This window comes from Nitrospira sp. Nam80 (assembly GCF_965152575.1).
This window is the reverse complement of record NZ_OZ224216.1, coordinates 3984907-4008212: the sequence shown is the minus strand read 5'-3', so window position 1 is coordinate 4008212 and position 23306 is coordinate 3984907. Positions and strand designations below refer to the sequence as shown.

Sequence of the window (23306 nt, the reverse complement as noted above, 5' to 3'; positions counted from 1 at the left end):
TATTCCCGTCGAGAATAGTTTTGTCTACACCGTTTAGGTGATGAGAAATGGAAAGATTGATCATTCCCTTCGAGTCCGACAAGTGCGGGAGGGAGTAAACATCTCTCCCCTGTTTGGGTTGTTCCCCTATTTCGTCCGCGCTTGCTACTCGAGCTTCCTGTGGTAAAGTGAAAGGAAGCATCTTATTGAGGGGCGAAATTTGTCATGAAGGCATCCGGCCCACCGCGGCTTTCCCTCGACGATTTCGATATTTCGCCTGAGCGCGGTTTCCTCCCGGCGGTCGATCCTTTAGACCATCTTGCCAGCGAACCGGTCCTTAACCAAATCGGAGCCGAGCTTCCGAAGCTCCTCACCGCGCGGCACGTCCGCCGGTCCATTGAAGATCGCACGAATCTTATGGGGCCCGTCGCGGACGACTGGGGGCTCGACGCATTTCGGTGCGCCATGCGAACCTTGTCCTTCACCGGTCACGCCTACGTCTGGGAAGACCCGGATCATCCGGCCACAAGATTGCCTCCAAGCTTGGCCGGTCCCTGGTACGACATTGCGCGACAGCTTGGGCGCCAGCCCGTGTTGTCCTACGCGTCCTATGCTCTCGAGAACTGGCGGCGCCTCGATCCGCAAAAAGCCATTGAGCTGGGGAATATCGTGCTCCAGCAAAATTTCCTCGGAGGCCTTGACGAGGAGTGGTTTGTCCTCGTCCACATCGAAATTGAAGCGGAAGCGGGACCTGGTCTTGTGGGTTTGCTCCAAGCACAGAATGCCGCACAGGACAACAAGGAGGACGAGGTCCTGCTTGGTTTGGAGAGTTTGGCTGCGTCCCAAGAAGCGATGCGCGAGACGCTCCTGCGGATGCCCGAGCGCTGCGATCCCTACATCTACTACAGCCGGGTGCGGCCCTATATCCACGGTTGGAAGAACAGCCCGGCTTTGCCGGACGGGCTGATATATGAGGGCGTCGCCGTTTACCAAGAAAAGCCGCAGCTATTTCGCGGGGAAACCGGCGCGCAAAGCACCATTGTGCCAGCTCTCGATGCGGGACTCGGAATCCGGCATGCCGACGATCCGCTAACTCAGTATCTTAATGAAATGCGCGATTATATGCCGCCGCGCCACCGGGCTTTTGTGGCTGCGCTTGAGGAGCGGATGGATCAGCAGCAGCGGCCCCTGCTTTACGGGTATGTCTCCGATCGACGACGCACAAACCCGGATCTCTGGAAAGCCTATGGCGCGTGCGTGGACTTACTCGCGCAATTCAGGGAAATCCATGTCGGCTATGCCGATCGCTATATCTTTCGCCAGCATCAGTCCCACGCGAGCAATCCCACCGCCGTCGGTACAGGCGGCACGCCCTTCATGACTTATCTGACCAAACATCTGGAAGAAACGAAACGGTCTATTCACGGCCAATAGTCTGCATCTCGAGTGCGGCACGCTGTGAGCCGTTGTACGGTCGAGTGGACGGCCCCCGGGACTTTTGTGCCGTGAGGCTGGAATAATGAAATCCCATTCGCTTACACTTCAGTCATCTCTTTCTCCGATATGCGGAAACCCGGCGAACCGATCTATCTGCGCATTCACATGGTGGCTTTAACGCTCGCCGTTATCGCCCCGATCGCTCTCCCGCGCCTGTACGAGTTCTTTGGAGGCCCGATTACCTTCGGCACACGGATAGTTGCCGGCATTCTCATCGCCGCCGCGGCTGGGATTGTGCTGTATCATCTGTACGGCTCATCCGCTCGCAACGAGCCGGAACGGTGAGGACCTGCTCTCTCACTCGGCAACCCGCTCATTCCGTGAACTCGCACAAAGATTTGTCATGTTGGTTCGAAGCGATGTGGCGGGACTCCTCATCCGACGCATATGGAGGAAAAGAGAACGGCACATGACGGCGCATCGCGAAGATCGCGAGTCTCGAATGTTTTTGCAGGTTTGCCGGCTGTTGGTCGGTCTTCATGTACTCGTAGTTGCCGAGGTCGGATATGGAATTGAGAGGGAATTGATGGCGGTGGGACTGCGCGGTGGGGTCAGTATCAAAGGCGAATCTCCACTTGGCGAGCAAATGCGGGAGGACTTCGTCGGGGCAGATATGTTCGGTCTGTTTCGTCTGCCGTGGAGTTGGTATTCGGCCTCAGGTTGGGGTGTGGGGACCAGACTGATCACGAGCGCCGGTGCGCTCTCCGCCTTGGAGAAGGTCGCATTGGTGAGTTCCGTCGCGCCGGTTCTTGCGCTTGGTACGAAAGATGAGACGTTTACCGTCGATGCCGGGATAGGCGGCGCCCTCGTGAGTGCACATCGGTTTGGGCGGCACAACTTGGGCGGCCCTTTTCAATTTGTCGCGACGACCGGAATCAGCGTCGTGGTGTTCCGGCCGGTCGCCCTGGGCTATCGCTTTCAGCACTATTCCGACGGGACGATCTATGGCAGCGACACCCGCGGAGTCGATCTTCACATGATCGAACTGTCCTATCGCTTCTGACGGTCAGGCGGTGCTTTTCCGGACCCGCGGCTTAGGCTGGTTCTTCCTTGAATCGGATATCGATGGACGGGCTGATGTCCGCCTTGAGCGTCGTCTTCATATGGTCGAGTGCCGCCTGGTTTGAGTTCGAGTCGAGCGAGACGATGCAGTCAGCCGGGACGCAGACGACAAAATCCCGCATATACGCGTCTGCCGCCGTGTACAACACGCAATTATCGCCCGCCACGCCGGTTAGAATCAGCCGCCTGGTTCCCAGGAATTTCAACAGGAGCTCCAATGGCGTCGCAAAGAAGCCCGAATGCTTCGGTTTCAACACGAAATAGTCGTCCTCTGTCGGGTGCAGCCGTTCCGCGACCGGCTTTCCCCTGCATTGGGTCTTCATGCAATGTTCGACCAGCTTGTGGAAATCGTGCCGCCATTTCCCAAAGTTGTCGTTGACATAGATCACGGGCACCTGAGCCGCCGCCGCTCGTTGTTTCAACCGCGCAATGCAGTCGGCCGCCTGTACCACCGCGGGAAACAACTTCTCCGCGTCGTCGAAGGTAAAGGCATTGATCATGTCGATGATGACGAGACAGGTCTCGGCCGCATCGGGAACGTTGCCATGAAGATCGGATTCGGGTAATGGCATGGATGTGAGTGATTATGAGGCCGGATCAAGCAGCTTGCGCCGCACAAGCACGAGTTCTTGAACAAGGTGCCGGTACTCGGCTTCCTGTTGCATCCGCTCGCGATGGCGCAGGATCGCCGACGGATGAACCGTTGCCATTACGACCGGCGCCCAGGGCGTATAGAAAAATTTGCCACGGGTCTCATTCAGGCGGACCACTTTGCCGAGCATGGATTGCACGGCTGTGGCTCCAAGGCAGACGACGACGCGGGGCCGCACTGCTTTGATCTCGGTTTGGAGCCATGGGCGACAGGCGGCGATTTCACCGGCCGACGGCTTTTTATGCTTTCGCCGTTTGCCCTGTGGTTCCCATTTGAAATGCTTCACCGCGTTGGTGATGTAGACCTCATCTCGTGCAATGCCGGCCTCCGCGAGCGCTTTGTCGAGAATTCTCCCCGCCGGTCCCACAAAGGGATGACCCGCTCGATCTTCCTGATCTCCCGGTTGCTCCCCGACGAAGAGGATCTTGGCATGCGACGCTCCTTCGCCAAAGACCGTCTGGGTCGCTCGTTTGTAGAGGTCGCAGCCGGTGCAGGATTCGGCCGCTTCGCGCAACGCCGCCACCGTCACTGTGGACGGCAGAAAGTCTGCGGCGGATCTCTCCGGCATTCGTCGTCCCATGTGTCACCATACCATGATGAAAAAGACTGCGACAGGCCATTATTTTCGGAAGCATGATGAGCGGCGGGAAGAATCCGGAGATCGTGGACTGTCAACGTCACGACTCCAAATTGCTCCTCGACAAGACCACGCAACAGATAAGGGTAGTCGGGGGACAGCAGATGGCAGCACCGTTGATACACGTCGGGAAACAGCGTGGCGTCGTACAAGGCGGTCGTATCTTCGAACGTGACAAATTCCATCGGGAGGCCTTGCTTGGTCTCGGCAAACTTTTCGGTAATCAGCCAGCCGACCATGGTGATGGTTCGACCGACATAGCGGGCCATGGCTGAACCGGGAACAGGGGACAATCGCTGGATTTCGCCGGTGTACAGCTCCAATGGATGCCGGCTGGCGAGCAAGCCGAGCGTGTCTCGTTCATGGGCGAGCTTGGTCGGCACGGCATACTCATCAGGAATGGGCATGGCGGATCGTGTCCGGTCGCCGGCATATAAACGCCACAGCAGCGCCGGGCGGGTCAGATCGCCCGCCAAGGAATCGCAGCAGCCGGCCCGCACCAGGGTGCGCGCGTCAGCGGGATCCGGCTTGACGCGGTCAAGAAAATCCTGGAAGGATCGAAATCGTCCGCCGCGATTCCGCTCTTCGATGAGGCGCTTCCCCAATGACTCCCGCAGTGTTTTGATTTGCATGAGCCCGATGCGAAGGGAACGGTTGCGTCCTGTATAGGCCCACTCGCTCATGTTCACGTCCGGCAGCAGAATGGAGAGTCCCATCCGTCGCGCTTCGGACAGGTAGGCAAAGGTAGAGTAGAAGCCGCCTTGGTTGCTGATGACGGCGGCGATGAATTCCGCGGGATAATGGGCACGGAGATAGGCGGATTTGAACGAGACTTGCGCGTAACTGGCCGAGTGGGGCTTGCAAAAACTGTAACCGGCGAAGCTCATGATCATATCCCAGATCAACGCGATGACGCGGGCCGACACACCGTTTTTCGCGGCGCCCTCGCAAAACTGCCGGTGATAATCGCGCAACTGCTTGGCCTTGTGTTTTTTGCTGAGGACCTTTCGCAATTGGTCCGCGTCCTCTACCGAAAAGTCTGCCAGGGCCATGGCGACTTTCGTCACGTCTTCCTGATACACCATGATCCCATGGGTGTCTTTCAGAATGGATTTGAGCCGCGGATGCCAGGGATCATAGGAGTTTCCCTGCGCGCGTCGGATGAATTCATCGACGAAATGATTCGCCGCCGGCCGGACCAGCGACGACACCATGACGAGATAGTCGAAGACATCGAGCCGCGCGCGCCGCTGAGCCGGCATGCCGCCCCAGAGCTTTTTGAGCAGGAGCCGGGTGGCGGGCGATTCGATGTAGAAGCATCCGATGGTGTCGCCTTGCGTGATGAGCGCTTGCGTGGCCGGATCGCGTAGCGGGTCCCAGGCCGCGTAGTCGATGCGGCGGCCGGTGTTACGCGCGATGGCATCCAGCGCGTCACGGATGACGGCCAGCGACCGGTTACCCAATAAATCGATTTTGACGAGACCGGCGTCTTCCGTTTGGTCCTTTTCCCATTGAATGACCGGCACACCCTTGGCGGCAATTTCAACCGGTACATAGCGCCGGATCTCATCCGGCACGATGACGACTCCGCCGCAATGGACGGACAAATGTCGGAAATGGTTTTGGACGTGGACCGCCGAACGGACGATAAGCGGCCATGGTTCCGCCAGGCGCAATTCTTTGCCGAGCCGATCGGCCCACATCCGTGCCGTGGGCGTCTCGTCGAACTGCAGAAATTCCTTTCGCCGCATGATCAGTGAAGAAACCCGGCCGATTTCCGCCGGCGGAATGCCGTGCACTTTGGCGACTTCGCGGAAAGCTGCCCGAAGGCCCAAGCTGTTCTGATTCGCCACCATGGCCGCGCGCTCCATTCCATAATGATCGAAGACCCACTTGATAATGTCGTCCCGTTCGTCCCAGGGAAAATCGATGTCGATGTCCGGTGGATCTTTTCGCCCCGGATTCAAGAAGCGCTCAAAGAACAGGTTGTGGCGGATCGGATCGACATGGGTGATTTCCAGGCAGTACGAGACAATCGATGCGGCGACCGATCCACGCCCGCATGTGCGCGGCGCCCGCCGAACGATTTCATCGACGATCAAAAAATAATGGGCGAATCGTTTGTGTGAGATCAGCGCCAGTTCGTGCTCCAGGCGCCGGCGGATCGCCGGAGAAATCATTCCATACCGCCGGCGAGCCCCGGCATAACTTTTCTCGCGCAGCAAGGCGGAGGCTTCGTCGTTGGAGAGCCGGCGGAAAGCCGGGAAGATCGTCTCGCGAAAGTCCCAAGCGGTGTGGCAAGCGTCGGCGATCCGGACCGTATTGTCGATCGCCTCGGGAACATGAGCGAATCGGATCCGCATGGCCGCCGGCGGCATCAGCCATTGGGTGGGTGCGCAGCAAGCTTCGGCCGGCAGCCGAGAGAGGGTCGTATTGAGCGCAATCGTGCGAAGGAGACGATGGACTGGAAATTCATCCGGCCGGATAAAATAAACGCGGTTTGTGGCGACAGGAGGCAGATGCAGTTGGCGGCTGACGGCCAGCGTGTCGTGCATGGCCGGTCCCGGCGTCAATTCCACATAGAGATCCTGGGGCGAATCCTGAGACCAGGCCTGAATCGCCCGCTCATCGTCCGTCAGAATGATCACCCCTCCTCGACGGCGTGCCACCGTTTCGATGAAATCAAATGACGCCTCGCAATGGCGCGCGGATAATATCCGGCACAGATTGCCATAGCCCTCGGGAGTCTTCGCCAGCAGCACGGCGCGATGGTCGTCTGTGACCAATTCCGCGCCAAGGATGGGACGCAGTCCGGCTCGTCGAGCTTCCTCCACGAAGCGGATTGCTCCATAGAGTCCGTTCGTATCCGTCAAGGCGACGGCAGATCCTCCTTGGGCTCGCACGGCAGCCGTCAATGCGGACACAGAGGAAACGCCGTGCATGGGTGAAAAATCGGAATGGACGTGAAGATGAATCAAGGGAACTCGCTCAATTGAAGGATGCGCCGCCTCGGCGTGTTTTTGTAGAGTAACCAATGGTTACAGTATGGCTCGATTCAGTCAAGCTCGCCCCAATGCGTAGGAACTTGGCGGCAAGTCGAGGAAGCGACTGGAGCCCGTGAGCGACCACCGGATTAGCAGGGTTTTTATTGAGGTGCGGGGGTTTGATGAAGGAAGTGTCGCCATGGAGCAGGGCGGAACGCTTGCCGTGGGACACAAACCTATTCACATGACGGCCTGCTCCGCGGCCTTCTTGATCGTTTGACACTCCGCGCGGCGCTGTGATAGCTTCCAAAACCCGCGTCGATTTCGACGTCCTACACCTCGCTCCGCGCATTGACGCGGGGCCTTTGTCCAGGAGGATTGCCGCATGGAGATCTACGAATCTCTGTTCATTATTCGTCCGTCCTTAAACGACGAAGAGACCGCATCGCTATTCGACAAGATGAAAGGCGTCGTCGAAAAGAACGGCGCCACGCTGATGAAGGCTGAAAATTGGGGCCGGAAGAAGCTCGCCTATGAAATCAAACGGGAGCGAAAAGGAACCTTTGTGTATCTGTATTTCAAAGGGCCCGGTCAAGTCATCGGCGAACTGGAGCGTTCCTACAGACTTGAGGATTCGATCATCAAGTTTCTGACTGTTCGCCTGGAAAAGGAATTGCCGCCTCCGCGTGGCGCCGCCGAAACACAGGGAGCCGCCGGTGGCAGGGTTTAACAAGGTTATCCTCGTCGGGAACCTCACGCGCAATCCGGAGCTCCGATACACGCCGAGCGGTACGCCTGTGGCCAGCTTCGGTCTCGCCACCAGCCGGCGCTTCAAGCAAGGCGATGAACTGAAAGAGGAAGTGTGTTTCGTCGATATCGTGGTGTTCGGCAAGCAAGCCGAGCATTGCGGCCAGTATCTCAGCAAAGGGAACGGGGTGATCGTGGACGGCCGGCTGCAACAACGCCGCTGGGAAACTGAAGACGGGCAAAAGCGGAGCAAGCATGAAGTGGTGGCGCTTAGCGTCACCTTTCTTCCCAAGCGGGCCGAATCCGGAACGAGCGGCGCCGAGGCCCCGCACGAAGAACCGGCGTACGAAGACGAAACGTTTTAGACACGTTCTGGCGGCTATTGAAAAGCGATTTGGAATACATGCAGGATGTTCAAAAGGCCGTTTTCTCACCCGCCCAGCTCCGGCGTGCCGAAACACGCCTTTCCCATGCGTGGCCGCAGGAATGTCTGCGGAGCGAAGCGGGCGTATCATGCGAGAACAAAGCCTGGTGAAATGTGCGTCTCGGCGCACAACGGCCGGGCGGGTGAAATAAAGACTTTTTCAACATCCTGCTAGAAGACGGAGGTAGATATGGAGCGAGCATCAAGCGGCGGCGGTCGGTTCTTTCAACGGCGCAAGCCGTGCCGGTTCTGTATCGACAAAGCGCCGATTGACTTCAAAGACATCGGACTGTTGCGGAATTTTCTGACGGAACGTGGCCGCATCGTCCCTCGCCGAATTTCAGGCAATTGCCTGCGCCACCAGCGGGAGTTGACCGTGGCGGTGAAGCGGGCCCGGCATATTGCGCTGGTCAGTTTTGCAGAAGAGCGATGAGACTCGCGCGCCAGTTCCGAAAGCCCCGGTGGGAATTTTCCGCGGAGGGCCGACATTGAGCGCCGACTGTTCCAATTTCATGGTAACCGGTATCGCCGTCATGGATTTGCTTCATCCTGCCATCGTAGACATTACCCCGCAAGGCTTGGTCATTTCCTGTGACGTGACCGCCGAGGAACTCGGACTGAACGAGGCCGATGAACGGCTTGCCGGCCCGCTGTCCGTTAACCTGGAAGTCCGGCAGCAGGAAAATGCCATTACGGTCGCCGGTACCGTCGAGGGAGCAGCCCTGCGTCAATGTGTCCGCTGTTTGAGCGAATATGAGGACCCGTTATATGTGACTGTCTATGCGGATTACCTTCGACAGGCGGAGGGCGCGTCCAAGTCCGGTCTTCCGCTGAAGCGCGTCGCGCGGAGATCGAAAGAGCGCGCGCAAGAAGCGGCCATGGAGGATGCCGACGAACAGGATGAGATTTATTTCTACCAGGGCGATCATGTCGATTTGAATCCGATGTTGCGGGAGCAGATCATTCTCGTTGCGCCGATGCAGCCGCTCTGCCGGGAGGACTGCGCCGGCCTCTGTCCGAAATGCGGGCAAAATTTGAATGAGCGGCGGTGTGGCTGTGAGCCGGAGACGATCAGAAGCCCATTTCGCATTCTGGGAGAACGTCGCGAGAGGAACGGAAAGAACAGCGGAACGTAAGTCTTTCCGCCGGTAGTTAAGGAGTTACTATGCCGAATCCAAAACATAAACATTCCCGGGCACGCAGAGATAAGCGCCGCACGGCCAAGACCCGGCTGGTGCCGCCCGGATTTTCAGTGTGCCCGCAATGTCATGAGCTGAAGTTGCCTCACTATACCTGTCTGAACTGCGGGACCTACAAAGGCAAGGCCATCATCGCGGTCGAAGAAGCCTGATGTCTTTTTCTTGAAGGGCGTGATTCGGTACAATGGCGCGCCGTAATCAGGGTTGAGCGCGCTTACCCGACGATCCATCTCGTCATCCATCCGTGGACATTCATCGCCTATGAGAATTGCCGTCGATGCCATGGGCGGTGACCATGGACCGGCCCCCGTCATCGAGGGGGCGATGCTGGCGGCCCGTGAATATGACACGGACATCATTCTCGTCGGCCAGGAAGATGCCTTGAAGAAGGAATGCGGCCGCCTGGGATGCCGCGATGCCCGCCTCAGTATCCGCCATGCCCCGCAAATCGTCGAAATGCATGAGTCCCCTTCGGTCGTCGCCCGAAAGAAGCGTGAATCGTCGATCTGGGTCGCCACCGGGTTAGTGAAAAACGGTGAGGCCAACGCCGTGGTCAGCCCCGGCAATACCGGAGCCAGTATGGTGGCCGCCTTTTTTATCCTCGGATTGACGAAAGGAGTGGAGCGTCCTGCCATTGCCACGCAGTTGCCCACGCTGACCGGGACGGCAGTCATGCTGGATGTCGGCGCCAATGTGGATTGCACGGCCGAGCACCTGGAACAGTTCGCGCTCATGGGCCATGAATACGCGCAACACTTGTACGGCAAGCCGAATCCGCGGGTCGGCTTGCTCAGCATCGGCGAGGAAGATACGAAGGGCAATGAGGTGACGAAGGAAGCCTTTAAACTCTTGAAGGCCAGCCCGCTCAATTTCGTGGGGAACGTCGAAGGTCGCGAGGTCTACAGTGGAGGGGCCGATGTGGTGGTCTGCGACGGATTCATCGGGAACGTCGCCTTGAAAATTTCCGAAGGGGTCGCGGAGGTCATTAAGAAATTGTTGCTGAAGGAAATTTCAGGGTCCTGGTTAGGGCGGCTGGCCTACCCCCTCATCGCCGGGCCGTTGCTCAATCTGAAACGAAAAATCGATTATGCAGAATTCGGCGGCGCTCCGTTGCTGGGCGTGAACGGAATTACCATGATCTGTCACGGTCGTTCCTCGGCGAAGGCCATTAAGAATGCGATCAAGCGGGCGAAAGGACTGGCGGAAAGCCGGGTCAACGAACTGATCCAGCGGGATATCGATGAATCGATCATCCGCCACCAGGAAGAGCGGCGAGGAGACACGAGCGCGACATGAGAAGCCGGATTTCCGGGACAGGCTCCTATGCTCCGGAGCGGATCCTGTCCAATGCGGAATTGGAACGTATGGTGGCGACGTCCGATCAATGGATTGCCGAGCGTACGGGCATCCGTGAGCGTCGGATCGCTGCCGAAGGCGAAGCCTGTTCCGATCTCGGCATCAAGGCGTCCGAGCGAGCGGTGAAAGCCGCGGGTCTCTCCGCCAGTGACTTGGACATGATCCTCGTTGCCACGTGCACCGGGGATACACCGTTGCCTGCAACCGCTTGTCTGATTCAGCACCGGTTGGGGGCGATCCGGGCTGCAGCCTGTGATATTTCTGCCGCCTGCTGCGGCTTCGTGTATGCCTTAGGAATCGCCGACGCCTACATCAAGACCGGCATGCGCCATGTCTTGGTCATTGGATCGGAAGTGATGTCCGCCATCACCGACTGGACGGACCGCAACACCTGCGTGCTGTTCGGCGACGGCGCCGGCGCCGTCGTAGTCTCGGCCTCGCCTGATGAACGCGGCATTTTGTCCACGCATTTGCGGTCCGATGGGAGTCTCTGCGATTTGATCATCGTGCCGGGGGGCTGCTCGCGCATTCCTCCCTCCGAGAAGATGCTGAGCGAGCGGCTTCAATACATCAAGATGAAGGGCAATGAGACATTCAAAGTCGCGGTTCGGACGTTGGAGGAGATTGCGCGGGAGACGCTGTCAGCGAACAATTTGAAAGTCGACGATATTGATCTTTACGTCCCGCACCAAGCCAATGTTCGAATTATCAAAGCCGTCGCGGACCGACTCGGGTTGCCGTTGAAGAAAGTGGTGCTCAACATGGACCGCTATGGGAACACGTCTGCCGCGTCGATTCCCCTCGCGTTGGATGAAGCAGTCAGAGACGGCCGCATCGTACCGGGAAACTTGATCATGCTTGGAGCATTCGGGGCCGGATTGACCTGGGCCTCGGCATTGATTCGTTGGTGAAGCGTCGACTCATCGACATTGCGGCGCCGGCGACTCTGAACCATTTTTCTCGTTGACATTCCCGGCAGTTTCTAAGATATCTTACGCGCTTATGGTATCGACTGGTATCGGGTTTGTCTTTCCCGGGCAAGGGTCGCAGTCGGTCGGAATGGGCCGCGCATTTCATGATGCCGTTCCCGCCGTGCATCGTATTTATGAGGAGGCGTCGTCGGTTCTCGGATATGACGCCGCGGCTCTCTGTTTTAATGGGCCGGCCGAACGGTTGAACCTCACGGAGTTTACGCAGCCGGCGTTGCTGATAACCAGCATGGCAGCCTGGCAGGCGCTGGCACCGGCCGGTCTGACCGCAACGGCCGTTGCCGGACATAGCTTGGGAGAGTACAGCGCGATCTGTGCGGCGGGTGGATTGTCGTTCACGGATGCCGTCTCGATCGTGCAGAAGCGCGGGCGCTATATGGCCGAGGCCGTTCCCAGCGGGTCCGGTTTGGTGGCGGCCTTGATCGGATTGGACGGCGATACCGTGACTCAAATCTGTCGGGCCGCCGCGGCTCATGGGGTAGTCACTGCCGCCAATTTCAATTGCCCCGGGCAAGTTGTGATTGCTGGAGAAAAAGCCGCGGTCGAATGGGCGATCGACGCCGCGAAAGCCAACGGGTGCAGGAAGGCGATTCCGCTGCCCGTCAGCGTGCCGGTACATACGCCGTTGATGCAACGGGCTGCCGAGCGGTTGGCGAAGGAATTTGATTCGGTGGCGTGGCAGGATCTCAACGCCCCCTTGATCAATAATGCGGAGGCGGTTGCCCTTCGGACGGCTGAGGCGGTTCGAGCGTCTCTCGTCCGGCAATTGCCGTCGTCGGTGCGCTGGGAAGAGTCCATCAAGACAATGGCGCAATTGGGTGTCACGATCTTCATTGAAGTCGGTCCGGGCGCGGTTCTGACCGGCTTGATCAAACGGATTCTCCCTGGGGCACAAACATTGAACGTGAGTGATCCTAAGTCGCTGGACGCGACGGTGAACGCGCTGAACTGAAGCCATTATCTAAGTTTCTCTGTTAGGATACGAAGGATGGTTTTCTGATGGGATTGCAAGGAAGAGTGGCAGTGGTGACCGGAGCCGCGCAGGGTATCGGCCGGGCCATCGCCGAAGCGCTCGCCCGGGATGGTGCGGACGTGGCCGTGGCGGACTTAGATGCGGGCCGCTCACAGGAGACCGTGGCGGCGGTTCAACAACTCGGTCGCCGCGCGTTGAACGTCAAGGTCAACGTTGCCGACTGGAATGATGCGAAAGCGATGGTGGACCAAGTCATCAAAGAATGGGGCAAGGTCGATATCCTCGTTAATAACGCCGGGATCACGCGGGATGGGCTGCTGCTCCGGATGAAGGAGGAAGACTGGAACTTGGTGCTTCAGGTAAATCTCAACGGGACATTTCACTGCACCAAAGCCGCATTGCAGCCGATGACGAAACAGCGGTACGGACGCATCGTCAACATCGCGTCGATCGTGGGCGTGATGGGCAACGTCGGCCAGGCGAATTACGCGGCGTCGAAAGCGGCCGTGATCGGATTCACCAAAACGGTTGCTCGGGAATATGCCAGTCGTGCGGTGACGGTCAATGCGGTGGCCCCCGGATTCATCGACACAGCGATGACGCAGGGACTGTCGCCCGACGTCAAGGAGGTGCTTCAAAAGCAGATTCCCTTAGGCCGCTTGGGCCAGCCCGGCGATATCGCGGCTGCGGTCCGTTTTCTGGCCTCCGATGAGGCGGCATACATTACGGGGCAGGTGCTCCATGTCAATGGCGGTATGCTAATGTCATAAGTGCGTGACGGCCCGGTCGGCGGCTGCTTCATAAGCGGCGACGACCTGGTCTGAAGGAGGCTTTTCTATGGGGAAGGAGGTGGGTAAGTCGATGGCAACCGTGGATGAACGAGTAAAGAAAATTATCGCCGAGCAACTCGGCGTGGAAGAAGAAGAGGTGACTCCCGAAGCGCACTTCGTCGAAGATCTGGGCGCCGACTCGCTCGATACGGTGGAGCTGGTGATGGCGCTGGAGGAAGAATTTGAGATCGAAATACCCGATGAGGACGCCGAAAAAATTCTGACGGTCGGCAAGGCTTTGGACTACATCAAGGAAAAGGTCTAGGCGGTACGCCTCTATGGCACCGGATCGAGATTCACGGCGTGTGGTCATTACCGGCCTGGGGTTGGTGACCCCATTGGGCACCGGCACGGACAAGACTTGGAAGGCCCTGTGTGCCGGGCAGTCCGGCATTGGCCGGATTACCCGCTTCGATCCGGCCGGCTATGATGCCCAGATCGCCGGCGAGGTCAAAGATTTTGACCCGGCCCAGTTTATTGAGAAAAAAGAAATCAAGAAGATGGATACGTTCATCCACTACGCGGTTGGCGCCAGCCAGTTGGCGGTGGATGACGCCGGATTGAAGGTGACTTCCGACGAGGCTACAAAAGTGGGTGTCTATATCGGATCCGGAATCGGCGGTCTCGGTTCGATTGAACACTATCATCAAGTCCTGCGGGATAAGGGGCCGGGACGCGTCTCTCCCTTCTTTATCCCCATGACCATCATAAATTTGGCCTCGGGGCAAGTGGCCATCCGTCTCGGAGCGAAAGGTCCTAACTCCTGCGCGGTGACGGCCTGCGCCACGGGCAACCACTGTATCGGCGACGCGTATCGACTCATCCAGCGGGGGGATGCCGATGTGATGGTCGCAGGAGGCGCGGAAGCCGCCATTACTCCCCTAGGAGTTGCAGGATTCGCTTCAGCCAAAGCCTTGTCGTTTCGCAACGATGCGCCGGAAAAGGCCAGCCGGCCGTTTGATCAGGACCGGGACGGATTTGTGTTGGGAGAGGGAGCGGGGGTCATCGTGCTCGAAGAATGGGAGCATGCCCGCCGCCGCGGGGCGCGTGTCTACGCGGAAATCATCGGGTATGCCATGAACAGTGACGCTTATCACATCACCGCGCCGCCTGAAGAAGGCGAGGGCGCCGTGCGGTGCATGGAACTCGCGATCAAAGATGCCGGAGTGGCAAAAACTGATATCGGCTATATCAACGCGCACGGTACGTCGACGATGGCGGACGCGATTGAAACCAAGGCCATTAAGCAAGTGTTCGGCGACTACGCATATCGCGTACCGGTCAGCTCGACGAAATCCATGACCGGCCATCTTCTCGGTGCGGCGGGAGGTATTGAGGCCGTCTTCAGCATCCTGGCGCTTCATCATGGAGTGCTGCCCCCGACCATCAACCTCGACCGGCCGGATCCCGCATGCGATCTGGATTATGTCCCCAATACCGCTCGTCGGGCTGTGCTGAATGTGGCGCTGTCTAATTCATTCGGATTCGGCGGCGTGAATGCCTGCCTGCTGTTTCGGCGCCCCGAAGCCTGATTCATTCCAGTCCGCGGACGCAACGCACGATGACTCCCACTGTATCAACGGAGGCGATCGAGCGCATCATCGGGTATCATTTCGTGCGCGCCTACCTGTTGGATGAAGCCCTGACTCACAAGTCATTTGTCAATGAGAACCGGGCCAAGAATCAAAGACAGAATGAACGATTGGAATTTCTCGGCGATGCCGTGCTTTCGCTCATCATCAGTGAGCATCTGGCGGCGGGCCTTCCGCACTGCACGGAAGGCGCGCTTTCAAAGCTGAAGGCCAGGCTGGTCAGTGAATCGTCCCTGGCCAAGGCGGCGAGGCGTCTAGGTCTCGGATCGTTACTCCGGCTCGGCAGGGGGGAGGAACTCTCCAAGGGCCGAGAAAAGCATTCATTGCTGGCCGATGCACTGGAAGCCTTGATCGCGGCGATCTACTTGGATGGTGGGTTGGAGGCGAGCCGCGACTTTATCTTGCGAATTTTTGAGCAAGAGCTTCAGGCAATTCAGCAATTGAACGGGGAATCCGGTGTCGAAGACTACAAGACACATCTGCAGGAGATCTGCCAGAAACGGTATGATACGTTACCTCGCTATGTTACAGTGCGTGAATCCGGCCCCGATCATCGAAAACTCTTCGAAGTGGAACTGCTGATCCGCGGGGAGGTCAAAGGGAGCGGCCGGGGACTCAGCAAGAAAGAGGCCGAGCAGATGGCGGCCAAGCAGGCGTTGGAGCAAGTGGTGAATGCGCCAGGAATGAGCGACGGTGATCATGAACAACCGAAGGCGGAGGAATGAAATGCAAGCAAGAGGGTATTTCATCAGACTGGCGGGCGCCCTACTCACGGTGATGGCGTTCGTATGGGGACCTGGCTCCAATCCTCTCTGGGCGGCGGAAGAAGGAAAAGGCGGGAAAGAACCTGCCTCAAGTCGATCGGCCCGGGCGGTCATTAAAACAAAATTCGGTGACATGGAAATCAAGTTCCTTCCCGACGTGGCGCCCAAACATGTGGAAAACTTTATCAAGCTGGCGAAATCGGGAGTTTATAATGGGACCATTTTCCACCGGGTGATCCCCGGCTTTATGATCCAAGGCGGCGATCCGAATACCAAAGACTCCTTGAAAAAGGACACGTACGGCCAGGGAGGACCGGGCCATAATGTGAAGGCCGAGTTCAGCGAGTTAGCGCATAAGCGCGGAGTCGTCTCCATGGCTCGCGCTCAGGATCCGGACAGCGCCGGTTCCCAGTTCTTCATTGTCATCGAGGATTCGCGCTTTCTCGATCGGAAGTACACGATCTTTGGAGAAGTCGTGAAGGGCATCGGGGTGGCGGATAAGATCGCGGGCCAGCCGCGGGTGACATGTCAGACCGGGTCTCCCAATCCCCCGGATAAAGGCCCCTGCGATAATCCGCTCGAACGGATCGAGATGACCGTGGTGGTGGTCGAATGACCGTCTAAAACGGCGAGTTGCTTTTTTCCGACCGGATCAGCGTCAAGAAATGGGTGAAGGCTTTTGCGACCCGTTCTGCGTGAGAGGCGTTGCGGAACAAGAGTCGATCTTCGGAAAACTGAGACTCCAGTTCGCTCACGGCCCCGCTACAAAACGTGGCTTTCACTACGCAGGGATTTCCGGCCGCACAGGAGAACTGCACCGCATGGTAAATGACTCCCCGCTCCTCTGTGTCGTTGGCGCGGTACTCCACGACCTCGATGTCATGCAAATCAAACTGAGTAAACCCCGTCAATGCATCGTCCCGGCCATGATTCAGTTCGATCACTCCTAACTTGGCCCCGGTCGGAATAATCGTGTAGACCTCCGTCATTTTTGTCGGCTTGGCCGCCTTGGGGTTTCGGCAATTCAGCGCGCGGACAAAGCCCCGGGTATTCACCATGTCTGAAATAAATTTCACCGTTTCATCGACGGATTGCGCAGATGCGCCGGTGGGCCACCAGGCGAGAAAAAACAACCCCGCAGCAGCAAGCATGCGCCGTCCAAACGGCATCATGCGTCCCCAGATTCGAATCAAGTAGCCGCTCCTTTTCACAAAGCGTGAGCCAATCTCCGGACAGGCCCCTAACAGTACTTGATGGTCCGGCCGCGATCAATCTAATTCGCGGATGCCGGTCCGACGAAGAACAATGGGACCGTCAGACGGGGTCCGTCACGATTGCCGGCGCGGAAGAGGGGGAGAAATGGAGCGAATGGTCGGCAGGTGCCGTCCGCAACATGCCGATATAGTCCTCGATTGGCCCGAAGGTGAACTGCCGAAGCAGGGAGACGAGGCGCGGCTCCATTTGATGGAGATTTAAGTAGTGCAGTAGTTGGGAAAGAAACGGACCATCCATTCTCGGTTGTTGCTGATCGAATTCCCACGCATGGAAGCACATCACGAGCCCTTGTCCGCTTCGATCCATTTCTTGTAACAGCGTCTCGATCAGTGAAAATGGAATCAGGCGGAACCCGCTGCCGACGAGAGGCCATCGCATGCCGGCAAGGCGGGCAGTCGTGGGCTGAACTTCCCACAGATATCCGGCCGCTGTTTCCCGCATATGACAACCGAGTCTCGTTCCCGGCATGCTTGAGACATCGTGCCGGGCGGGGATGATGCTCGAATCGTAGGTATACCCCTCTTCCACCAGTATTGGCAGCGCCCATGTCGTCTCGGACGTGATCGTGAAGCCAGGTGCGCGATACCCCCGGACCGGCCGGCCGGTCAGTTCTTCCAGGAGCTCTTTGGCTCGCTTGATATCTTCACGGAACAGGTCCGGCGTCTGAGCAGTGATGACCTCATGGTTGTAGCCGTGCGAAGCGATCTCGTGTCCATAACCGGCGATGGTCTTGATAAGAGCGGGATGGCGTTCCGCCACCCAGCCTAGGACGAAGAAAGTGGCCTTGGTGCGCTGGTTTTCGAGGAGTTCGAGCAGTCGAGCAACGTTGGCGGCGACTCGGCTCTCATAAGAGTGCCAATGTCGGCGGCGCATCGGCGAGTCAAAGCGCAAGACCTGAAAATGCTCTTCTACCTCGAACGTCAGGCAATGCACGGAAAGCCCTGTGGTCTCTGTGAGACAAAAATTGTCATCTATTACGATCCCAGTGGCCGTGTCTTTTACTACGTACCCTGTCCTGATGTAAAGCAAAGTTTGATCCAGCTATTATTAATCGTAGACTCAAGCACATACGAGTCCACACATAGGCGAAAACTATGAGCGCGTATCTCTAAGGATAACCGGCTGTATCCGAATGGATAAAATGGCGCTCGGAAATTTGTGAAGATGACGGCGGCTGGATAGATCGTGCGGTGGACGACTCGGGGAAAAAACGGGAAGAGCCGGATTTTAATGATGATGCCGGCACTCAGGGGAATGGACGTGCGTCTCGGGAGGCGGAGGCGTGAACTGGCTGGGCAGCACGATCCGTCCAGCTTCCGCCTGCTTGGCCAAATGCTCGGCCACGTCCGGGTGAAATGTTCGGACGTATCCGATCAGGCCGTGCAAGAATCGCCGCGATTGAAATTCGCGTCCGGAAAATTCCGATATGACCGTCAGCAGCCGATCGAGGATATCCGGGGCGGTCCGGTTATCTACGATCTGTTGCGGCTGTTGTTTGACAAATGTGTCATATTCCCGCTTCAAGCGTTCGGCGAAGACCGGCATGGGAGCCGCCGGAACATGGAGAGGGCTGAGTGTCCTTCTGAGGGCTTGAACAGCTGCGATTACCTCTGCGTCCTGGCCGTCCCGGCGGTCGTGAAAATGTGTGAAGGTAACAACCTCGATTAAATTGCAAAGGGCTGCGGCTTTCTCGCCTCCCAGTTCACTCAGTTGGCGGTACAGATCGCGGCGGACAGGAGTGAATTGTTCGCCGAGCCTCCGTTGCTGGTATTCGCTGCCGGTGTCGAGGTAGGAGCAGTCGGGGGGGCAGGAGATTCGGCTGAGCCGGTGTTCCCCGCAACATTGACTACAGATCAGTCCCGCCAACGCAGGGCAGGCGCGGCGTCCCTTCCGCTGGTGGCAATAGACGCACTTGCTCATTGTGGAGCCGTCCCGCCGGCATCCGTTTTCGGGGGGGCGACGAACCCGTAATCCGCCAGTGTTCGCTTCTTGCTGTCGCCGCGCAGACCGACGGGCATCTCGAGCCCATTGACCTCGGCCACATTCGCCTGCAAGAAAGGCACGAGGATCAGGTTGTTGACGCGATCGACGCCGAGATCCGCCGGAGAGGGAAGATATTCCGCGATCACTTGAAACTTCTTATTGGGCTGCATCCGCCATACTTTTCCGGCCGTCAAGTCCGATACGTACATGTTGCCCCATCGATCAAAATCCACACCGCTCAAATTCTGAAAGCGCGAGGTAAAGAAGGAATTACTGACCAATTCCGTCACCTCGCCCTTGGGCGTGATATCGATGATGCTCCCCTTTTCCCAGCTCACGGAGATGACATGCCCGGTTTTGGGATGGACCGCGATGGCTGCCGGGCCGGCGAGGCGGGCATCGTGAACAAAGACGGATACGCGATACTGATGGACGGTGTCTACCTGATAAATGGTATTGCTCATCAAATCAGACACGTAGAGCAGCCCGTGATCTCCCACCGCGATATCGACCAGAGACATGGGGACGGTGGATTTCGGAGCGGGAAACGTTACGTTCGTAATGCTCCGGCCGGTATTTTTATCGAAGGCCCGCAACGTGTCAACGTCGGCGACATACAGGATATTGTCGATCAGGGCCATGCCCTTGGGCGCATGGAGCGTCGTATTGTTCTGGCCGCCGTGAATGAATTTGAATCCGATGACCTCCGCATTGCCGTTTAGTTTTGTAATGAATCCATTGTTGTCCCGCGCGCCCGGTTCGCCGTTGACGTTCGAGATGAAATAACTATTGGTGGCCGGGTCGGCGAGAAAGCTTTGCGGTGATTCAAGACCGCTGATTTGCGTGGCCGCAGCCGGAAGCACTCCGGTCGGGACGGTCGTCAGCAATAGTACGCCGAAGAACCAAGCCGGCTTGCATCCAAGCGAGAAACGAATGCGATGGGATATCTTCACGAATGAGAACTGTAGATTGGTAATGACGCATCGTAGCCAACGGTCTCGCGGACTGTCAAGGAACGCCGGCCCCCCATAGCGGACTATGCCGTATCGGAGACGGCGTTGACTTGCTCAAAAATGCCCTGTTATGGTGGCCTGTTCTATCGCAAATTCCACAAAACGATACCAGGGAGGAGCCAGTGTCGGCACGACTTATCGACGGCAAAGCATTAGCGCAACAGGTGCGGGAGCGCCTCGCCAAAGAATCGGCTGAACTGCTGGCGAAGACCGGCGTCAAGCCGGGACTTTCGACGATCCTGGTGGGCGACGATCCGGCGTCGCATCTGTACGTGAGAAATAAACAGAAAGCTTGTGACGCAGCCGGCATTTATATCGACGACCATAAGCTTCCGGCGAGCACGACACAGGCTGATCTGCTGGCCCTCATCGAGAAGGTCAACGGGGATTCTAAAATTCACGGCATCCTCGTCCAACTCCCATTACCCAAGCATATCGACAGTAAGGTGGTGCTCGATGCCGTCTCTCCCCACAAGGACGCGGACGGATTTCATCCTTATAACTTCGGTCGCTTGGTTGAAGGCCATCCCATTTTTGAGGCCTGCACTCCAAAAGGCGTCATCAAAATGATCGAATCGACGGGCGTGCCCATTGAAGGAAAGCGCGCCGTCGTCCTGGGTCGAAGCAACATTGTGGGGAAGCCCCTCGCGTTGATGCTGCTGCAACGGAATGCCACCGTGACCATTTGCCACTCGAAAACGAAGGACTTGCCGGCGGTTTGCCGGGAAGCGGAATTGCTGCTGGTCGCCATCGGCAAGCCGAAGTTCGTCACGGCGGACATGGTGCGCGACAGAGCAGTGGTCATCGATGTGGGCACGAACCGCCTTCCGGACGGGAAAGTTGTCGGCGACGTCGATTTCGAGCCGGTCAGCCTCAAGGCGGGATGGATCAGTCCTGTGCCCGGTGGAGTGGGGCCGATGACGATTGCGATGTTGCTGGACAATACCGTTGAATCTGCTAAGAGAATTGCGGGAGCGAGATGACTCTGCTCAGTATGGCGTCGCGCCATATAAGCGCAGAGTGTATGATCGTGCCGGTCGCTTTTGGAAACCGATTCTGAATCAGGGAGATATTGATGAGCCGGGAACCGCGTCGCCTTAAGGAGGTGTTGGATCAGGGACAATTTGCCGTTACCATAGAATATAATCCCCCGAAAGGCACGAACATCACGCATATCGTAGATAGCGCGCGGAGTCTGCTGGGGCGCGTCCACGGCATCAATGTCACCGACAATACGGCTGCAATCGTCCGGGCCGGGTCACTTCCGGTCTGCCGTGTGCTGTATGAGCTAGGCCACGATCCGGTTATGCAACTCACATGTCGGGATCGAAACCGCATTGCGATGCAGTCGGATTTGATGGGCGCGCATATTCTCGGGATTCGCAATATTCTCTGCCTCACCGGGGATTATCCGACCGTCGGGGACCATAAAGACGCCAAGCCGGTGTATGACCTGGATTCGGTCCAAGTCATGCAATTGGTCAAGGGTCTGAATAACGGCAAGGATTATGCGGGACACAAGCTCGACGGATCGACGAATTATACGATCGGCGGAGCCGTGACTCCGGAGGCAGATCCTTTGGGCCCAATGCTGATCAAATTCGAAGTGAAGGTCCGGGCGGGCGTGGAATTCTTCCAAACACAAGCGATCTACCACCCGGACCAATTCCAGCAGTTTATGAAGACGGTTCGGAAATTCAAAGTGAAAGTGCTGGCCGGGATTCTCCTGCTGCGCAGCGCCAAAATGGCGGAATTCATGAACGCCAATATACCCGGCGTATCAGTGCCGGAGGGGATGATCCAAGAATTGCGCGAAGCCGGCGACAAGCATGCGCTTGATGTGGGGGTGGACATCGCCGTGCGCACCATTAAAGCGGTTCGCCCTCATTGCGACGGCGTCCATATCATGGCGATCAAAGCAACCGACAGGATTCCCGAAATCCTTACGAAAGCCGAATTGGGATGATGACGGTTCCGGACTTTCAGAAATACAAGCGGGAGGGGAAAAAGCTCATCGTCGTGACGGCGTACGATGCCTTGTTCACGAGAATCGTGGAACAGGCCGGGATCGACATTATTTTAGTGGGCGACTCTCTGGGAGTCGTCGTCCAAGGTAAGTCGAATACACTCGCTGTGACGATGGACGAGATGCTGTATCACACGGGCATGGTGGCTAACGTAGCGCAACGGGCTTTCGTGATCGGAGATATGCCGTTCATGTCCTATCAGGCCAGCCTCGAAGAAGCGGTGCGCAATGCCGGTCGATTACTCCAGGCCGGTGCGGCGGCCGTCAAATTGGAAGGTGGAGGGATCATGGCAGACCGCATTCAGGCCATGACGAGCGTCGGAATTCCGGTGGTAGGCCATCTGGGCATGACTCCCCAATCCGTTCACCAGTATGGAGGGTACAAAGTTCAGGGCAAAGGAAAGGATCGGGCGGACATGCTGCTTCAGGATGCCGAAGCATTGCAGGCAGCCGGTGCCTTTGCGGTCGTCCTGGAAGCCATTCCCGCTCCGTTGGCTCGGAAGATTACTGAGTCCTTGACCATACCGACCGTCGGTATCGGCGCGGGGCCGTCCTGCGATGGGCAGGTCCTCGTCTTGTACGATCTCTTGGGGCTCTTTGATGATTTTGTGCCGAAATTTGTCCGGCCCTATGGGCATTTGAAAGCGGATGCCCTAGAGGCCTTGCGGCGCTACAAAGAAGAAGTGGAACAGCAAAAATTTCCCACCGAGTCGGAAAGTTATCAATAATCGCCCCTCGGAGTTTTCATCAAATCTGCTTGGACAGGTTTCCGCCTCAAGGTTTCCGTTTGCCGCTCGCTCGACTCTGTTCGTTCGCTTGATTCTCGGTCGGATAATCCTTAAATGTTGTCATCGGCTGCTCTTCGGAAAGATCGAGCCTGAGGCTCACGGCCGGTCCGCGCGGGGTGGCATAAAACCGTTCGATGTCTTCTATTAATTTCGCAATGTCCAGACCCATATAGCGAATCGGACTTCCTTGCAAGGTATGCCGCGATCTGGTGGACAATCGGATTGCCGCCGTCTCGTTCCCGCTTCGTCGCTTCAAATGTGCCGCTGCTAATTGAATAAGTCCTTGGAAAAAGCGGGCTTCCGGGGTTCGGCGACCAAATGCGTGCCACAAGGCTTCGAAGCATTCATGACTTTCCCACCAGTAGCCGAAGTTGAATAGATCGATCCCAAATGCATAGATCTCCGAGTCGCGCCACAATTCCATTTCGAAAGCGACCGGACTTGCCTCCGGCTGTCTGAACGAATGTCCGTGCGGATGGCGCCGAGGGTGGGGAGTTTCACCCGGCACAAAGCGATAGCGGGGAAAAGGTCGGTTG

At 57.6% G+C, this 23306-nt stretch carries 27 protein-coding genes; 19 read left to right on the top strand and 8 right to left on the bottom strand.

The features are described 5' to 3' along the window. Positions 1-204 precede the first annotated feature (204 nt). From ACWGXE_RS18770 to ACWGXE_RS18760, 3 genes are all read left to right on the top strand, one after another. Positions 205-1413 carry a hypothetical protein gene (locus ACWGXE_RS18770; protein ID WP_447599575.1) on the top strand — a complete coding sequence of 403 codons (1209 nt, stop codon included), beginning with the start codon at positions 205-207 and terminating at the stop codon, positions 1411-1413. Between the two features lie 168 nt (positions 1414-1581). Next, the gene (locus ACWGXE_RS18765; protein ID WP_447599574.1) at positions 1582-1761 is read left to right on the top strand and encodes a hypothetical protein; all 180 of its coding nucleotides are present in this window, start codon (positions 1582-1584) and stop codon (positions 1759-1761) included. A gap of 124 nt (positions 1762-1885) precedes the next feature. Further along, positions 1886-2479, top strand: a complete 594-nt coding sequence (locus ACWGXE_RS18760; RefSeq protein ID WP_447599573.1) for an acyloxyacyl hydrolase — start codon at positions 1886-1888, stop codon at positions 2477-2479. Positions 2480-2510: 31 nt separating this feature from the next. On the opposite strand, the gene ACWGXE_RS18755 is transcribed toward ACWGXE_RS18760, so the two are convergent. The 3 genes from ACWGXE_RS18755 to ACWGXE_RS18745 are packed head-to-tail and all read right to left on the bottom strand — an operon-like array spanning position 2511 to position 6751. Continuing rightward, entirely contained in the window at positions 2511-3110 is a 600-nt protein-coding gene (locus tag ACWGXE_RS18755) for an isochorismatase family cysteine hydrolase (protein ID WP_447599572.1), read from the bottom strand. A 12-nt stretch (positions 3111-3122) separates the two neighbouring features. Then, on the bottom strand, positions 3123-3758 hold the full coding sequence (locus ACWGXE_RS18750) for a UdgX family uracil-DNA binding protein (RefSeq protein WP_447599571.1): 636 nt from the start codon (positions 3756-3758) through the stop codon (positions 3123-3125). Then, entirely contained in the window at positions 3716-6751 is a 3036-nt protein-coding gene (locus tag ACWGXE_RS18745; protein WP_447599569.1) for a DNA polymerase III subunit alpha, read from the bottom strand. Before ACWGXE_RS18745 ends, ACWGXE_RS18750 begins: the two co-directional genes overlap by 43 nt. Positions 6752-7196: 445 nt before the next feature. Here ACWGXE_RS18745 and rpsF point away from each other — a divergent pair, with 445 nt between their 5' ends. The 13 genes from rpsF (at position 7197) to ACWGXE_RS18680 (ending at position 16301) form a co-directional block, all read left to right on the top strand. Further along, complete coding sequence (gene rpsF / locus ACWGXE_RS18740; RefSeq protein WP_447599568.1) at positions 7197-7541, top strand: 30S ribosomal protein S6; 345 nt, start codon at positions 7197-7199, stop codon at positions 7539-7541. After that, positions 7528-7923: a single-stranded DNA-binding protein gene (locus tag ACWGXE_RS18735; RefSeq protein ID WP_447599566.1), complete on the top strand. Its 396-nt coding sequence runs from the start codon at positions 7528-7530 to the stop codon at positions 7921-7923. Before rpsF ends, ACWGXE_RS18735 begins: the two co-directional genes overlap by 14 nt. Positions 7924-8172: 249 nt before the next feature. Beyond that, complete coding sequence (gene rpsR / locus ACWGXE_RS18730) at positions 8173-8415, top strand: 30S ribosomal protein S18 (RefSeq protein WP_447599565.1); 243 nt, start codon at positions 8173-8175, stop codon at positions 8413-8415. 28 nt (positions 8416-8443) lie between these two features. Further along, entirely contained in the window at positions 8444-9118 is a 675-nt protein-coding gene (locus tag ACWGXE_RS18725; RefSeq protein ID WP_447599564.1) for a YceD family protein, read from the top strand. A 29-nt stretch (positions 9119-9147) separates the two neighbouring features. Beyond that, a complete protein-coding gene (rpmF, locus tag ACWGXE_RS18720; RefSeq protein WP_447599563.1) occupies positions 9148-9333 on the top strand; it encodes a 50S ribosomal protein L32 in 186 nt (61 codons plus the stop codon). A 109-nt stretch (positions 9334-9442) separates the two neighbouring features. Next, positions 9443-10477 carry a phosphate acyltransferase PlsX gene (plsX, locus tag ACWGXE_RS18715; RefSeq protein WP_447599562.1) on the top strand — a complete coding sequence of 345 codons (1035 nt, stop codon included), beginning with the start codon at positions 9443-9445 and terminating at the stop codon, positions 10475-10477. After that, positions 10474-11448 carry a beta-ketoacyl-ACP synthase III gene (locus ACWGXE_RS18710; RefSeq protein WP_447599561.1) on the top strand — a complete coding sequence of 325 codons (975 nt, stop codon included), beginning with the start codon at positions 10474-10476 and terminating at the stop codon, positions 11446-11448. The genes plsX and ACWGXE_RS18710 overlap by 4 nt, the downstream gene beginning before the upstream one ends. Positions 11449-11539: 91 nt before the next feature. After that, the gene (gene fabD / locus ACWGXE_RS18705; RefSeq protein ID WP_447599559.1) at positions 11540-12478 is read left to right on the top strand and encodes an ACP S-malonyltransferase; all 939 of its coding nucleotides are present in this window, start codon (positions 11540-11542) and stop codon (positions 12476-12478) included. Between the two features lie 47 nt (positions 12479-12525). Further along, positions 12526-13269, top strand: a complete 744-nt coding sequence (fabG, locus tag ACWGXE_RS18700) for a 3-oxoacyl-[acyl-carrier-protein] reductase (RefSeq protein ID WP_447599558.1) — start codon at positions 12526-12528, stop codon at positions 13267-13269. Between the two features lie 91 nt (positions 13270-13360). After that, on the top strand, positions 13361-13594 hold the full coding sequence (gene acpP / locus ACWGXE_RS18695; RefSeq protein ID WP_447603800.1) for an acyl carrier protein: 234 nt from the start codon (positions 13361-13363) through the stop codon (positions 13592-13594). A gap of 13 nt (positions 13595-13607) precedes the next feature. Beyond that, entirely contained in the window at positions 13608-14861 is a 1254-nt protein-coding gene (gene fabF, locus ACWGXE_RS18690) for a beta-ketoacyl-ACP synthase II (RefSeq protein WP_447599557.1), read from the top strand. A 29-nt stretch (positions 14862-14890) separates the two neighbouring features. Continuing rightward, the gene (gene rnc / locus ACWGXE_RS18685; RefSeq protein WP_447599556.1) at positions 14891-15646 is read left to right on the top strand and encodes a ribonuclease III; all 756 of its coding nucleotides are present in this window, start codon (positions 14891-14893) and stop codon (positions 15644-15646) included. A gap of 172 nt (positions 15647-15818) precedes the next feature. Further along, a complete protein-coding gene (locus ACWGXE_RS18680; RefSeq protein WP_447603798.1) occupies positions 15819-16301 on the top strand; it encodes a peptidylprolyl isomerase in 483 nt (160 codons plus the stop codon). 4 nt (positions 16302-16305) lie between these two features. Here the strand turns inward: ACWGXE_RS18680 and ACWGXE_RS18675 are convergent, their stop codons facing one another. From ACWGXE_RS18675 to ACWGXE_RS18660, 4 genes are all read right to left on the bottom strand, one after another. Then, the gene (locus ACWGXE_RS18675) at positions 16306-16878 is read right to left on the bottom strand and encodes a hypothetical protein (RefSeq protein ID WP_447599554.1); all 573 of its coding nucleotides are present in this window, start codon (positions 16876-16878) and stop codon (positions 16306-16308) included. A gap of 121 nt (positions 16879-16999) precedes the next feature. Further along, positions 17000-17833 carry an XrtA system polysaccharide deacetylase gene (locus tag ACWGXE_RS18670; RefSeq protein WP_447599553.1) on the bottom strand — a complete coding sequence of 278 codons (834 nt, stop codon included), beginning with the start codon at positions 17831-17833 and terminating at the stop codon, positions 17000-17002. Positions 17834-18187: 354 nt separating this feature from the next. Beyond that, the gene (locus ACWGXE_RS18665; RefSeq protein ID WP_447599551.1) at positions 18188-18880 is read right to left on the bottom strand and encodes a hypothetical protein; all 693 of its coding nucleotides are present in this window, start codon (positions 18878-18880) and stop codon (positions 18188-18190) included. Further along, positions 18877-19896: a hypothetical protein gene (locus ACWGXE_RS18660; RefSeq protein ID WP_447599550.1), complete on the bottom strand. Its 1020-nt coding sequence runs from the start codon at positions 19894-19896 to the stop codon at positions 18877-18879. The genes ACWGXE_RS18665 and ACWGXE_RS18660 overlap by 4 nt, the downstream gene beginning before the upstream one ends. A gap of 182 nt (positions 19897-20078) precedes the next feature. Between ACWGXE_RS18660 and folD the strand changes: the two genes are divergently transcribed. From folD to panB, 3 genes are all read left to right on the top strand, one after another. Then, positions 20079-20939 carry a bifunctional methylenetetrahydrofolate dehydrogenase/methenyltetrahydrofolate cyclohydrolase FolD gene (folD, locus tag ACWGXE_RS18655; RefSeq protein ID WP_447599548.1) on the top strand — a complete coding sequence of 287 codons (861 nt, stop codon included), beginning with the start codon at positions 20079-20081 and terminating at the stop codon, positions 20937-20939. 92 nt (positions 20940-21031) lie between these two features. Next, the gene (locus ACWGXE_RS18650; protein WP_447599546.1) at positions 21032-21922 is read left to right on the top strand and encodes a methylenetetrahydrofolate reductase; all 891 of its coding nucleotides are present in this window, start codon (positions 21032-21034) and stop codon (positions 21920-21922) included. Continuing rightward, a complete protein-coding gene (gene panB, locus ACWGXE_RS18645) occupies positions 21919-22710 on the top strand; it encodes a 3-methyl-2-oxobutanoate hydroxymethyltransferase (protein WP_447599544.1) in 792 nt (263 codons plus the stop codon). Before ACWGXE_RS18650 ends, panB begins: the two co-directional genes overlap by 4 nt. 46 nt (positions 22711-22756) lie before the next feature. Here the strand turns inward: panB and ACWGXE_RS18640 are convergent, their stop codons facing one another. Beyond that, a complete protein-coding gene (locus tag ACWGXE_RS18640; protein ID WP_447599542.1) occupies positions 22757-23194 on the bottom strand; it encodes a DUF309 domain-containing protein in 438 nt (145 codons plus the stop codon). Between the last annotated feature and the right edge of the window lie 112 nt (positions 23195-23306).